The sequence below is a fragment of the Jeotgalicoccus sp. WY2 genome, assembly GCF_018437745.1.
GTDB classification, from domain to species: Bacteria; Bacillota; Bacilli; order Staphylococcales; family Salinicoccaceae; genus Jeotgalicoccus; species Jeotgalicoccus psychrophilus.
Map to the genome: position 1 here is coordinate 1,197,478 of NZ_CP049818.1, position 13,193 is coordinate 1,210,670.

At 43.0% G+C, this 13,193-nt stretch carries 7 protein-coding genes, 3 tRNA genes and 4 pseudogenes; 4 read left to right on the forward strand and 10 right to left on the reverse strand.

The annotated features are described in order from the left end of the window. Positions 1–9: 9 nt before the first annotated feature. The gene (gene radA / locus G4D76_RS07070) at positions 10–1,386 is read right to left on the reverse strand and encodes a DNA repair protein RadA (RefSeq protein ID WP_213810937.1); all 1,377 of its coding nucleotides are present in this window, start codon (positions 1,384–1,386) and stop codon (positions 10–12) included. Between the two features lie 214 nt (positions 1,387–1,600). On the opposite strand from radA, the gene G4D76_RS15905 reads away from it, so the two are divergent. Both G4D76_RS15905 and G4D76_RS07075 read left to right on the forward strand, forming a co-directional pair. Then, positions 1,601–1,735, forward strand: coding sequence for a hypothetical protein (locus G4D76_RS15905; RefSeq protein WP_256440548.1), 135 nt, complete (start codon positions 1,601–1,603; stop codon positions 1,733–1,735). Beyond that, positions 1,729–3,077 (forward strand): annotated as a pseudogene (locus tag G4D76_RS07075) (anthranilate synthase component I family protein). The gene G4D76_RS15905 and the pseudogene G4D76_RS07075 overlap by 7 nt, the downstream one beginning before the upstream one ends. Positions 3,078–3,132: 55 nt before the next feature. Here the strand turns inward: G4D76_RS07075 and G4D76_RS07080 are convergent. The 4 genes and pseudogenes from G4D76_RS07080 to G4D76_RS07095 form a co-directional block, all read right to left on the reverse strand. Further along, a pseudogene (locus G4D76_RS07080) lies at positions 3,133–5,574 on the reverse strand (ATP-dependent Clp protease ATP-binding subunit). Positions 5,575–5,577: 3 nt separating this feature from the next. Further along, positions 5,578–6,590: pseudogene (locus G4D76_RS16820) on the reverse strand (hypothetical protein). Then, positions 6,583–7,095: a UvrB/UvrC motif-containing protein gene (locus tag G4D76_RS15910; RefSeq protein ID WP_026860119.1), complete on the reverse strand. Its 513-nt coding sequence runs from the start codon at positions 7,093–7,095 to the stop codon at positions 6,583–6,585. Before G4D76_RS15910 ends, G4D76_RS16820 begins: the two are co-directional and overlap by 8 nt. Before the next feature lie 12 nt (positions 7,096–7,107). Continuing rightward, a pseudogene (locus tag G4D76_RS07095) lies at positions 7,108–7,563 on the reverse strand (CtsR family transcriptional regulator); the annotation flags it as partial. A 268-nt stretch (positions 7,564–7,831) separates the two neighbouring features. Here G4D76_RS07095 and G4D76_RS07100 point away from each other — a divergent pair. Further along, positions 7,832–9,043 carry a NupC/NupG family nucleoside CNT transporter gene (locus G4D76_RS07100; RefSeq protein ID WP_213810938.1) on the forward strand — a complete coding sequence of 404 codons (1,212 nt, stop codon included), beginning with the start codon at positions 7,832–7,834 and terminating at the stop codon, positions 9,041–9,043. Positions 9,044–9,180: 137 nt separating this feature from the next. Here the strand turns inward: G4D76_RS07100 and G4D76_RS07105 are convergent, their stop codons facing one another. Further along, positions 9,181–9,990 (reverse strand): ZIP family metal transporter, encoded by an 810-nt coding sequence (locus G4D76_RS07105; RefSeq protein ID WP_026860116.1) that lies wholly within the window; start codon positions 9,988–9,990, stop codon positions 9,181–9,183. 120 nt (positions 9,991–10,110) lie between these two features. On the opposite strand from G4D76_RS07105, the gene G4D76_RS07110 reads away from it, so the two are divergent. Beyond that, positions 10,111–11,430 carry a MurT ligase domain-containing protein gene (locus G4D76_RS07110; RefSeq protein WP_213810939.1) on the forward strand — a complete coding sequence of 440 codons (1,320 nt, stop codon included), beginning with the start codon at positions 10,111–10,113 and terminating at the stop codon, positions 11,428–11,430. Between the two features lie 105 nt (positions 11,431–11,535). Here G4D76_RS07110 and G4D76_RS07115 read toward each other — a convergent pair. From G4D76_RS07115 to G4D76_RS07130, 4 genes are all read right to left on the reverse strand, one after another. Beyond that, a tRNA-Ile gene (locus G4D76_RS07115) sits at positions 11,536–11,609 on the reverse strand. A 19-nt stretch (positions 11,610–11,628) separates the two neighbouring features. Continuing rightward, positions 11,629–11,703 (reverse strand) — tRNA-Gly (locus tag G4D76_RS07120). A 28-nt stretch (positions 11,704–11,731) separates the two neighbouring features. Then, positions 11,732–11,807, reverse strand: a tRNA-Val gene (locus tag G4D76_RS07125). Between the two features lie 360 nt (positions 11,808–12,167). Further along, positions 12,168–13,070 carry a nuclease-related domain-containing protein gene (locus G4D76_RS07130; RefSeq protein ID WP_371814664.1) on the reverse strand — a complete coding sequence of 301 codons (903 nt, stop codon included), beginning with the start codon at positions 13,068–13,070 and terminating at the stop codon, positions 12,168–12,170. Between the last annotated feature and the right edge of the window lie 123 nt (positions 13,071–13,193).

The window sequence follows — 13,193 nt, forward strand, 5'->3', positions numbered from 1 at the left end:
CCCTCCTTTTTAATCTTTATGCTGCGCGTATTTAATTGCCTGCCTTAATGTTTTCACGCCGATTGCTTCAATACCTGCCGGTACATCTACACCGCTTAAATTGGAGGCAGGTACAATTGCGCGCTTAAAACCGAGCTTCGCCGCTTCCTGCAGACGCTGTTCTATTTTAGTTACCCGTCTGATTTCACCGGTCAGCCCCACTTCACCGATAAAGCAGTCTTCACCGCGTACCGCGATATTTTGGAAACTGGAGGCGATACTGATAATGACGCTTAAATCGACAGCCGGTTCATCGAGCTTCACACCGCCCGCTACTTTAATATAAGCATCGTGCTGCTGCATCAGCATTCCTTCCGATTTTTCAAGTACTGCCATTAATAACGACAATCGGTTTGTATCCACTCCGGTCGCCATGCGTCTCGGGTTATGGAAGTGAGTCGGCGTCACGAGTGACTGAACTTCAACAAGCATCGCTCTTGTACCTTCCATCGTTGCAACAATAGCCGAGCCTGGTGCATTTTTCGAACGTTCTTCAAGGAAAATTTCCGAAGGATTCAATACTTCTTCGAGACCTTTCGCCTTCATCTCGAAAATACCCATTTCGTTCGTCGAACCGAAACGGTTCTTTACAGCACGCAAAATACGGTATGAATGATGCTGGTCCCCTTCGAAATACAGCACGGTATCTACCATGTGTTCAAGCAGTCTCGGCCCTGCAATCTGACCGTCTTTAGTCACGTGACCGACGATAAACGTCGCAATATTATTGCCTTTTGCGATGTTCATAATAGACTGCGTACTTTCTCTTACCTGAGCGACACTCCCCGGTGCGCTCGTGACATCCGGATGGAATACTGTCTGGATGGAATCAATAATTAAAAAGTCCGGCTTCGATCTTTTAATTTCTTCGTGAATATATAATAAGTTCGTCTCGCAAAATACAGTCAGGTCCGACGGCTTTTCTGTAATACGGTCTGCACGCATTTTAATTTGTTCAAGCGATTCCTCACCCGAAACGTAAAGCACTTTATGGTTTTCCGCTAAAATTAATGCTGTCTGCAGTAAAATCGTCGACTTTCCGATACCCGGGTCCCCGCCGATTAAAATAAGCGAACCGTTAACGATACCGCCGCCAAGCACACGGTCAAACTCTCCCGAGCGCGTTGTCGTACGTGGTGTATCACTATTTTTAACTGTTGTCAGTTTCGTTGCGCGGGGCCGGTCATCGGCAGGTGTTTTGCCTAATGTACCGCGTCCCGGCGCGGCTTTATGTACAATTTTCTCTTCAAGCTGGTTCCAGGCGCCGCAGTTTGGACATTTACCCATCCACTTCGGCGACTCATAACCGCATGCCATACATTCAAATGATACTTTTGCTTTTGCCATCCGTGTATATTCTCCCCCTATTATATTTACGTATTACTATTGTATTATTTATTTCAGCTGATTTAAAGGCAGAAGCCTGTGATATTAATGATAATATCGAATATTGTTCGTTCCTTCACAAAATATTTTCAGATTATTCTATCAGCACAGTTGCAAATCTGCTGCAGCTTCTCTAAGATAAATTAATATTCTTAAAAAAAGAGAAGGAGATTCTATGCAGACATTTAACGATTTTTCCAAAAGCGCAGGGTCGCACAAGACTTTGCCGCTGATTGAAAGTTTTTACACCGATGTATTGACGCCGGTACATATGTTCAATGCATTAAAGGACGACGCGCTTATATTTTAGAAAGTCAGGACCCTGCATCAGAATGGTCGAATTATTCATTTATCGGCCTGGATCCTTTTATCGATATAAGTGAAGCCCGTGACGGGTTTCTTATGACTGATCTCGACACAGACAAAACATTTACATTCAGCACGCTGAAAGAAGCACTCGATTATGCACAGAATTATGTCGACGCATACACCGACAGCATAGACCTCCCGTTTAAAGGCGGTGCTGTCGGCTATATAAATTATGAAGCTGTGCAGGATCTCGCCGGCATCAAACCGCGCGACGGCAGTCAGCACGGCAATTATCAATTCGTTTTCACACGCACGCTGATCGCCTACGACCACCGCAAACAGCAGACTTCCATCATCTCATTTGAAAATCCAGAACGCTTTGAAAGTGTTAAAGATACATATAACACTTTAAAAACACGTATTCACTCACTTAAAAAACAGCTGCAGAGCAATATTCAGCTCGAGGATTTAATGCTTTCACGAAGACAGGCCGAAAATCCGCAGCTGACATTTACAAGCAACTACAAAGAAGCTGATTTCAAACGCGATGTCGATGTGATAAAAAATCATATCAGCCGCGGTGAGATAGAGCAGACTGTAATTTCACAGCGTTTTGATACAGTCACGCAGTGCTCCGGATTTGAACTGTACCGGATTTTAAGAAACATCAATCCATCACCCTATATGTTCTACTTAAACTTTTCTGACGCAGAGCTGATTGGCAGTTCTCCCGAACGCCAGCTGCAGGTTAAGGATAATAGACTTGAAATTCATCCAATTGCCGGCACCAGAAGGCGCGGACAGACGCCAGAAGAAGACGAGGCAATCGCACAGGAACTGCTCAATGACGAAAAAGAAGTTGCCGAGCATAAAATGCTCGTCGAGCTGGCACTGGATGAATTTCGTAAAGTATCGGTTTTGGACAGCGTCGAAGTCAGCCGTTATATGACGATTGGCAGATTCTCAGAAGTCATGCATATCATCAGTGTTGTTAACGGTACGCTGCGGGATGATGTATCACCGATTGAAGCATTTTTCAATTCATTCCCTGCTGGCACCCTTACCGGCGCACCAAAACACGTGCCATGGAAATTATCCGCGAACTTGAACCCGATAATCGCGGTCTGTACGGCGGGTGTATTCTGTATTACGGTTTCGACGGCAATATGGATTCGTGTATTACGATACGGACGATGATTCTTGAAGGCAGTACCGTCAGCGTTCAAGCCGGTGCCGGGGTTGTTGCCGACTCTACACCGGAAAATGAATATCAGGAAACTATTAACAAAGCGAGCGCGCTGTTCAATGCAATTAATCTCGCGGAAGAAGTTTTTCACCCTTAAATTTATGTAAGTAAAACCCCAATCCTCAAGTTTGTTTGAGAGATTGGGGTTTTTATTATTGTTCTACTGCGTCTCTTGCTCTGTCTTTTGTTTTGACCGTAAACTTATCTTTTTTGTAATCTACTGTGACAAGTTTGTTTTCAAAGCTTTCACCGCTAAGCAGTGATTCACTGAGAGTATCTTCAATGTTTTTCTGAATGCTTCTCGCTAAAGGACGCGCTCCGTATTCCGGATCATAGCCTTCTTCTGCGATACGTTCAGTCGCTTTTTCAGTCACTTCAATATGAATGTTCTGGTCTATCAGACGTTCACGCAGCTGATTGATCATTAAGCTGACAATTTCTTTAAGGTGTTCTTTTTCTAATTTATGGAACACGATAATGTCGTCCACACGGTTAATAAATTCAGGTCTAAAAGAATTCTTAAGTTCTTTCATCATTGTGCTGCGCACATTTTCGTAATTATCCGCAGCTGGTCCGCCGAAGCCGACGAATCTCTGATCCTGAAGTTCACGTGCACCCACATTCGATGTCATCACAATAATCGTATTGCGGAAATCGACTGTCCGTCCGTTCGAGTCCGTCAAGCGGCCGTCGTCCAGCACCTGCAGCAGCAGGTTGAAAACGTCGGGATGCGCTTTTTCTATTTCATCGAACAGTACTAATGAGTAAGGTTTTCTTCTTACTTTTTCAGTCAGCTGACCGCCGTCATCATAGCCGACATAGCCGGGAGGTGAACCGACAAGACGTGATACGGAATGTTTTTCCATATATTCACTCATATCAACGCGAATCATTGCATCTTCCTCACCGAACATCGTTTCGCTGAGAGCTCTTGCAAGTTCGGTCTTCCCGACACCTGTCGGTCCGAGGAAGATAAAGCTGCCGATTGGACGCTTAGGATTTTTAAGTCCTGCACGTGCACGTCTTACCGCTTTTGAAATCGATGTGACCGCATCGTTCTGCCCGATAACACGTTCGTGCAGAATCGATTCAAGATTTAACAGTCTGTCAGATTCATCTTCTGCAATTTTAGTCAGAGGTATGCCTGTAATCATTGCAACAACGAGCTCAATATCTGCCGGTGTTACTGATTGCGATGAGTCTCCCTGTTCTTTCTTCCAGTTCTCTTCCGATTCTTTCACCTGACGTTCAATTTTCGTCTGCTGATCACGGAAATTCGCTGCCGCTTCAAATTCCTGACTCTGTACCGCTGCATCTTTTTCTTTTTTCACATTTTCAAGTTCCGCTTCTAAGTCTTTTAAGTCAGGCGGAGCTGCATAGCTTCTCAATCTGACTTTAGACGATGCTTCATCGATTAAATCGATTGCTTTATCCGGTAAGAAACGATCCTGAATATAACGGTCACTCATACGTACCGCCGATTCAAGCGCCTCATCTGTAATCGTCAGACGGTGATGTGCTTCATAACGGTCGCGCAGTCCTTTTAAGATAAGGAGTGCATCTTCAGCGTTTGGTTCATCGACCATAACCGGCTGGAAACGGCGCTCGAGTGCTGCGTCTTTTTCAATGTGCTTGCGGAACTCATCGAGCGTTGTCGCACCGATACACTGCAGTTCACCGCGTGCCAGCGCAGGTTTTAAAATGTTTGATGCATCGATTGCACCTTCTGCGCCGCCGGCACCGATAAGCGTATGCAGCTCATCGATAAAGAGCACGACGTTACCCGCTTTATGAATTTCATCCATTACTTTTTTCATGCGTTCTTCAAATTCACCGCGGTATTTAGTTCCCGCAACAACTGTACCCATATCGAGTGACATGACACGCTTGCCTTTTAAATTTTCAGGTACTTCGTTTTGAAAATTGCTTGTGCAAGCCCTTCTGCAATTGCAGTTTTACCTACACCAGGTTCACCGATTAAAACCGGGTTATTTTTCGTTCTGCGGCTCAGTATTTCAACCACACGTGTAATTTCGTCTGAGCGTCGATAACCGGATCGAGCAAATCTTTCTTGCGATTTGCGTTAGATCGTGCCAGAGAGTCAAGTGTGGGTGTATTCGTATCTCTCTCGACGCTGCTGTGAGACTGGAATGACTCGGGGTTCCCGAGCATTTTAATTACAGCGGCACGTGCTTTCGTAATATTAGATCTAAGTTCGCCAGCACACGTGCTGCCACACCTTCACTTTCACGGATTAAGCCGAGCAGCAGATGTTCTGTACCGACAAAATTGTGATGCAGTTTGCGCGCTTCATCCATCGACAGTTCGATGACTTTTTTAGCACGGGGTGTAGTGTATAGATGAGGCTTTTTATTCGTGTCAGCTGTATTGATTAAATTATGAACTTCTTCATTGACCCGCTGTTCATCAATATTAAATGATGCGAGAACTTTTGCTGCAATACCTTCCTGCTCTTTGACTAAACCGAGCAGCAGATGCTCTGTACCAATATTAGAGTTTTTTAGTGTGATTGCTTCTTCTTGTGCATACGCCAGTACTTTCTGGGCACGCTCTGTTAATTTACCAAATAGCATACTCTATTTCCCTCCTAGTAATTCACGCATTAAGGATGCTCGCGCACTTTCCGCCGCACCCCCAGGTGAATCGTAGTCTTCTTCTATATTTATACGTTCTTTAACAAATGCCGGCTGAATCAGCTGGAACCATTCCTGAAAGTTGAAATCTGGAAATTCAATATACGATAAATCGATACCGAGCTTCACATTGCTTAAATGCATTGACGCTTCTTTTAACGATAATTTATAAGCATGCTGCAGAATTCCGAGTGAACGGTTTACCGCATCCTTGGTGTCCAGCGTCAGTAAATGCTGTCTTGCCATACGCTCTTCTTCTATTAAACGGTTTTTCAGCTCGGTCAAATTATTTATAATAACTGATTCTTCAAAGCCGAGCGTTACCTGATTGGAGAGCTGATATACTGAACCCAGCGGTTCAGAGCCTTCCCCGTATATACCACGCAGGGTAAAACCGAAACGTGTCAGGTTGTTGTGGAATCTCTGAATTTTATTCGTTGCTGTGAGTGCCGGCAGATGCAGCATCACCGATGCTCTCATGCCGGTGCCGATATTTGTCGGACACGCCGTTAAATAACCGTATTGTTCATCAAAAGCATACTCTATCTTTTTTCCAATGTATCATCTATTGCATTTGCTTTCTCATAAAGTGACTCAAGGCCTATATTCGTCCCGAGCGCCTGTATGCGGAGGTGATCTTCTTCACCAAGCATAATAGATACATCTTCATCATTATTAATAAATACACGGTTGCCGTGTTTCGCAAAATTTGGACTGATTAAATGCTTTTCAACGAGCAGCGCTCTATCTGGAACAGGCAGCTTCTGTACAGCTGTGAGACCGTAATCAGGCAGAACTTTCGCTACCAGCCCTCCAAGGGCCTCGAGATCTTCATCGTCTTCAAGCACGTGAGTAAAAGGCACACCTTTAATATTACGTGCGAGACGGATCCGCGATGACATTTCTATTTCTGTGTTCACCGCATTTTGAATCCACATACTCGTATGTCTATTCATAGGTCTCACCGTCCTTCAGCGCCTGAATTTGGTCGCGGACTACCGCTGCTTCCTCAAAGGCCTGCATTTTCACTTTCTCCTGCAGCGTCTGTTCAAGCGACTGGATATCCCGTTTCAGTTTTAAAGTATCGTGTGCCTGCGACGGTATTTTGCCGATATGACGCTGCTGATTTAACTGCACACGCGTGACGATTTCCGGCACGTAGCGCTCAAAGTATTCGTAACAGTGGCTGCAGCCGAATAATCCGTTCTTAACAACACTCTTTAGTGTCGAACCGCAGGTCGGACAGGCATGCTGCTCTGTTTCTGTCTGTTCACGCTGTGAATTGTTCGCAAGCATTTTTAACAGCGTCTGAATATCAAACGGGTTATCCGTCTGATTATAATTTATATCCATCGATTGATTGGCGCATTGTTCACACAAATATTGTTCTCTGTGAGCATGCCCCGAACCTTTCGAAATATGAATTGCCGCTTCACGCTCGTTGCATATTTCACATTTCATCTCATCCTTAGCATAGAGTATAGCTGTAATTATACGCCGTAAAATTTTTGCTCTTAAAATATCTCTGTAAGGCAGCTCAAGCGATAAAATTTCGCGTTTCATCACTGCATCTATAATTTGTGATTCCCGGTAAGTAATGACTTCATTTTCATACATGGACTGGACCAGATGCTCCGCATTTAACTGCGAGATGTTTTCTCCAATTAAGTTCTGAAGATGCAGAAGGTACTCAGTTTCAGAGTGAGTTTCCACCTTGGTGATTCTAATGTAGCCGCCTCCGCCGCGTTTGCTTTCTACTACATAACCGTGCTCGTTCGTAAAACGGGTTTTTATTACATAGTTTAGTTGTGACGGCACACAATCAAATTTTTCAGCGATGTGCGCGCGTTTAATCTCAACGACTTCATTGCCAGATTGTTCAATCATATCTTTTAAGTACTGCTCAATGATATCCGACATATTACGCATATCACCACTCCTCCTTGACCAACTTTGACTAAAGTATACCGTCTGTGCGTTTTTTGGCAAATCTCTTGTTTATTTTTTTAAAAAAATCTACTGTTTGTATTTCTTAGAAAATCGACTTTTTTTGTTTATTTCTCTCAATACACCCTTTATTTCTGTAAACGTTTGCATTATAATGATTCAGTATCGCGTATTTGTAACATTTACTTTATAATTAAATGGAAACATATACATAGAGAACAATTTCATACATTATTTTTGGAGGCTTACTATGAGTATTGTAATGGGAATAGTTGGTATACTATTCGTCATCTTCCTGGCATGGATCGCAAGCAGCAACAAAAAGCTTGCATTTAAGCATTGGAAAAACATTGTCGTATTACTTGTGCTGCAAATCCTTGCTGCATTCTTGTTCTTAAGTACAACAGGTGGACAGACATTCATCCTGGGGCTTGCTGGCGTATTTGATAGTTTACTCGGATTTGCAAGAGAAGGCGGAATTTTCGTCTTTGGTGATCTGATGTCTACAACTGAAGGAGAACCGGCAAACGTGTTCTTATTCAACGTGTTACTTCCGATTATCTTCATCTCAGCAGTTATCGGTATTTTATCATTCACGAGAATTCTTCCTTTCATTATTAAAGGAATTGGATTCCTGCTTACGAAAATCACTGGTATGCCCTACATAGAGTCATACAACGGTGCGGCATCAATGATGCTTGGACAGTCTGAGGTTTTTGTATCACTTAAAAACCACCTGCCTAAAATGACAACACAGCGTCTTTACACATTATCAGCACAGGCAATGAGTTCAATCTCACTGTCAATCGTCGGTGCATTCTTTACTATGCTCGACCCGCAGTTTGTAATTATCGCAATCGTTCTTAACCTGTTCGGTGTATACGTTATTGTTCACATTATCAACCCGTACGAAGAAGAAATTAATGACGGCGACGTTGAAATTTCTACAAACCCCGAGAAAGGTAAATCTTTCTTCCAGGTTCTTGGAGATTACATCATCGACGGTGGTAAAATCGTCCTTATCGTAGGCGCGATGCTTATCGGGTTTATCGCTTTAATTGGTCTGTTAAACAACATATTCCTATTAATTCCGGGATCAAACTTATCATTCCAGGATATTCTTGGTTACATCTTTATGCCGGTCGCATTCCTGATTGGTATTCCATGGGATGAAGCTCAGACTGCCGGTTCATTAATGGCAACGAAACTTATTACAAACGAATTCGTAGCAATTTTAGAGTTCATGCCATTAGCAGAAACTCTATCAGAGAAAACACAGGCAATGCTTTCAGTATTCCTGATCTCATTCGCTAACTTTGCAAGTATCGGTATTATCGCCGGTTCTGTAAAAGGTCTTCATGGCGAAAGCGGAGACAAAGTTGCGAAGTTCGGTCTTAAATTAGTTTACGGTGCAACACTTGTTTCATTACTAAGTTCTGTAATCATCGGATTCTTCTACTAAGATTGTAAAACTTTAAATGAACTCCGGAGGATAATCCTCCGGAGTTTTTTTGTGTGAAAAATTATAAGCAATAACCCGTATATCAGCTTCCTCAGAGTCTGATATACGGGTTATTTACATTATTAAACTTATATCTCTTAACCCAGTGCAACATCCAGCACCATCATAATGGCGAAACCAATCATAAATGCAAAGACTGCAACATCGGAATGTCCATTTTTCTGTGTGCTTGGTATTACTTCTTCCACGACGACGAATATCATCGCACCAGCACCTGCAGCGAGGGCATAAGGCAGTACCGGCTCCATCATGCCAATCAGCAGTACACCGACCATTGCAGCCATCGGTTCTACGATGGCAGACATCCAGCCCCAGAAGAACGCACGCCTTTTACTTGCGCCGTCTCCCCGAAGCGGCATCGATACCGCTGTTCCTTCCGGAATGTTCTGCAACCCGATACCGATTGCCAGTGTCAGGGCACTCATCGTCATTACCGGATCTCCACTGAGGCCCGCAGCACCGAACAGAATACCGATAGACAGTCCCTCAGGTATGTTATGCAGTGTGAGCGACGTGATAAGCAGCGTACTGCGTCTCGAGGTATTATAGGAGAGCCCTTCTGTCGAATCCTCACCCCTGTGACGGTGAGGTATTAATTTATCGAATACATAAATAAATAATGCACCGCCAAGCACGCCCACCAGTGCAGGGAACCATTCCCCGATAGGATTGTCGGCACTCGCCTCAATAGCTGGAGCTAAAAGCGACCAGAAACTCGCCGCTATCATAATTCCGCCCGCAAAGCCGAGCGTTATATTTAGAAAGTTTTCACTTACGCCTTTTGTCAGGAATACAATCGCTGCACCGAGACCCGTCATAGTCCACGTAAACAACGTGGCGAGTAACGCCTGCTGCCATGCTTCCAAACTCATAAAGAAATCCAACATGTTTACTCTCCTCAGTGATTAATAATGATTATTATAACGCTTTTCAAAAAATATAGTACCGAATAATACTGAATGTTATAATTGATTCCCAGCAGTCTTAAGATAAAGGAGCGTACATGAATGACACTTAAATCCACTATAGCTAAAAACTCAGGTAAAATGACCAGTTATTTATTGACAAAATTTACGAACGGCGGCAGCAGTCTTCCCGGTAAAATCGCTCTTTCCATCGATAAAAATCTACTTCGGAATCTCGCAAAAAATTACGATGTTATCGTGATTACAGGAACTAACGGCAAAACTTTGACGACGACTCTTACGACAAATGCTCTGTCTAAAAAATACAAAAACATCATCACGAACCGTTCAGGTTCTAATATGAAGCAGGGAATCGTCGGTGCTTTTCTAAATGCACCGCGTACAACGAAAGATGCCATTGCTATTCTCGAAGTAGACGAAGGCTCTTTAAAAAACGTCGTCAGAGAACTGCAGCCTAAATTATTTGTACATACGAATATTTTCAGTGATCAGCTCGACCGCTACGGTACAACTGATAAAATATATGACCTGCTCACGGACGCAGCTCGCGAAGTGCCTGAGGCCACAATTATCGCCAACGGTGATCTGCCTCTGTTCAACTCTCAGGATTTACCGAATCCCAAGAATTTTTTCGGCTTCGATACAGATATTGAATCGAGCGATCAGTCAAAAGAAGATATAAAATGTCCAAAATGCGGTCACACTTTAAATTACCACCATTTCACATATGCTAATCTTGGTGACTATTACTGCCAGTCATGCGGCTTCAAACGCCCTGAGCTCGACTACAAAGTAACCGGTGTTCAGGAACTCAATGTCACACACTCAACGTTCAAGCTCGATAACGATTTATTCACGCTTCACAACGCAGGAGTTTATAATATCTACAATGCACTTGCAGCGTACAGCGTCGGCAGATTTTTCGATGTCTCACCGGCTGATATTAAAGATGCATTCCTTGCGAACGAACGCGTTTTCGGCCGTCAGGAAGTCATCGCATACGATAAGAAAATCATCCTTAACGTCGTTAAAAATCCTGTCGGAGTCGATCAGGTACTGAACCTCGTGAAGCTTGAAAAAGAACCATTTACGCTGGTTGCACTTCTTAATAACCGTCCCGCGGACGGCATCGATTTAAAATGGCTTGATGATACACAATTCGAATCATTAACCGATTTAAATATCGAAAAGGTGATTACAGGCGGTATCGCTGTCGATACTATGACCGACCGGCTGGTTACAGCAGGCTTCGACAAAAATAATATCGATGCAGCAGGTGACCTTGCCAGTGTAATCGAAGCGATTGAACATGCGCCGACTACGCAGATTCACATGCTTGCAACCTATACCGCAATGCTCGAAATCCGCAAAGCTTTAATAGATAAAGGACATATAAAATAAGACTTGTCTTTCGCTGCACAAAGTTAAACTTTGTGCAGCTTATTTTTGTGTAAAACAAAAAATCACTTCCGACTCAGACAGTCGAAAGTGATAATCTATTGTAAGTGGGCCTAGGTGGACTCGAACCACCGACCTCACGCTTATCAGGCGTGCGCTCTAACCAACTGAGCTATAGGCCCCTATGTATTTAATAAAAAATGGAGCGGAAGACGGGATTCAAACCCGCGACCCCCACCTTGGCAAGGTGATGTTCTATCACTGAACTACTTCCGCATTTATAAATATTAATTTGAGTATGAAATGGTGGAGAATGACGGGCTCGAACCGCCGACCCTCTGCTTGTAAGGCAGATGCTCTCCCAGCTGAGCTAATTCTCCTAAAAGCAAAATCAAACTAATATATATTATAGATTTTTAGTTAAAATGTCAATAGAATTTTACATAATTAAATAACAGCGGTGGAGTCAGGCCTCTTTTTGTTTGCTTCGCAATGATTGCTGTTCATTGCGGAGCAAACGTCCTTTCTCGGGAATGACAGCATCTCATTGCGGAGCAAACGCTCTTTCTCGGGAATGACAGCATCTCATTGCGGAGCAAACGTCCTTTCTCGGGAATGACAGCACCTCATTGCGGAGCAAACGTCCTTTCTCGGGAATGACAGCATCTCATTGCGGAGCAAACGCTCTTTCTCGGGAATGACAGCCGCTCATTGCGGAGCAAACGTCCAAATAAGGAATTTCATGACTGAATTTTATCCTTATACCGCTGATTATGTTTTATTTGTGCAATCGGCTCCTCCCAATCATAATATTTAAAGGTATATGTCGTCTTTTTACCCCTCAAATTAATATGACAATGCTTTTTAAGAAAACGATAAGCACCATCTTCTGAAATTTGATAATCAATTAAATACAGCAGCGACTGTTTAGTTATCGGCTGATTGTAAAACAGAAACTTATGATCGCTCATCGTGCGGAGCAGATGTGTTTCGTTGCTTTCGATACTTCCGCACGATGCACATGTATATTGGAAACGCCCTTTTATCAATTCGAAACTTCCACATGCACCACAGTATAAGCCACGCTGCAGTCTTGAAATATCCACCTCCTCTTCAAAATAAGGGTTTTCTGCTATCGCATTTTTAATATGTCTCACAATACTTTTAGCTTTGTCACCGATACGGTCGTCTTTAAATTCCCTGAAATAATTTCTCAACTGGTTCAGCATCACTGTTTCGCTCCAAATATGATCGCTTTCGGTCGTTAATCTGAAATCATCTCCCGTAAATATTACAGCGCCTTCCACATTAAAATGTAAACCTGCCTCATCTCTCAGCTGAATAATTTTGCCTTTGGCACGACTCAACTGGATATGTGCATTATCTTTCAACTGTTTACCATTGCGATACCAGGCGTTATTTTCATAAAGGTAATCGCCCGAATAGTTTTTAATTTCATTAACTGCTACACGGTCCATGCTGATAACAATACTGTCAAACTGAGTAATCGACTTGCCTGCTTTTAAATGAAGACCCCTTAAAACATAGACACTCTCATGACCAATTTCATCGAATATTTTATCGTACAAGCATTCACCGTCAAAACCCTTCTCAATATTACAAATTACGTTTCTCTTTAAAATTTAATTCCGTTCTCTTTTCAAGCGCTTTATAATATAAAAATTCCGATGACATCAGACGTTTATTTAAAAACATTCCATCTCCTCCTAGAATAATCTTTCTTATTCTATATAATAGTCGAAAAT

Coding starts and splice junctions, on each gene's coding strand:
- radA (WP_213810937.1), bottom strand. CDS start 1,386: ATGGCAAAAGCAAAAGTATCATTTGAATGTATGGCATGCGGTTATGAG.
- G4D76_RS15905 (WP_256440548.1), top strand. CDS start 1,601: ATGCAGACATTTAACGATTTTTCCAAAAGCGCAGGGTCGCACAAGACT.
- G4D76_RS15910 (WP_026860119.1), bottom strand. CDS start 7,095: ATGAAATGTGAAATATGCAACGAGCGTGAAGCGGCAATTCATATTTCG.
- G4D76_RS07100 (WP_213810938.1), top strand. CDS start 7,832: ATGAGTATTGTAATGGGAATAGTTGGTATACTATTCGTCATCTTCCTG.
- G4D76_RS07105 (WP_026860116.1), bottom strand. CDS start 9,990: ATGTTGGATTTCTTTATGAGTTTGGAAGCATGGCAGCAGGCGTTACTC.
- G4D76_RS07110 (WP_213810939.1), top strand. CDS start 10,111: ATGACACTTAAATCCACTATAGCTAAAAACTCAGGTAAAATGACCAGT.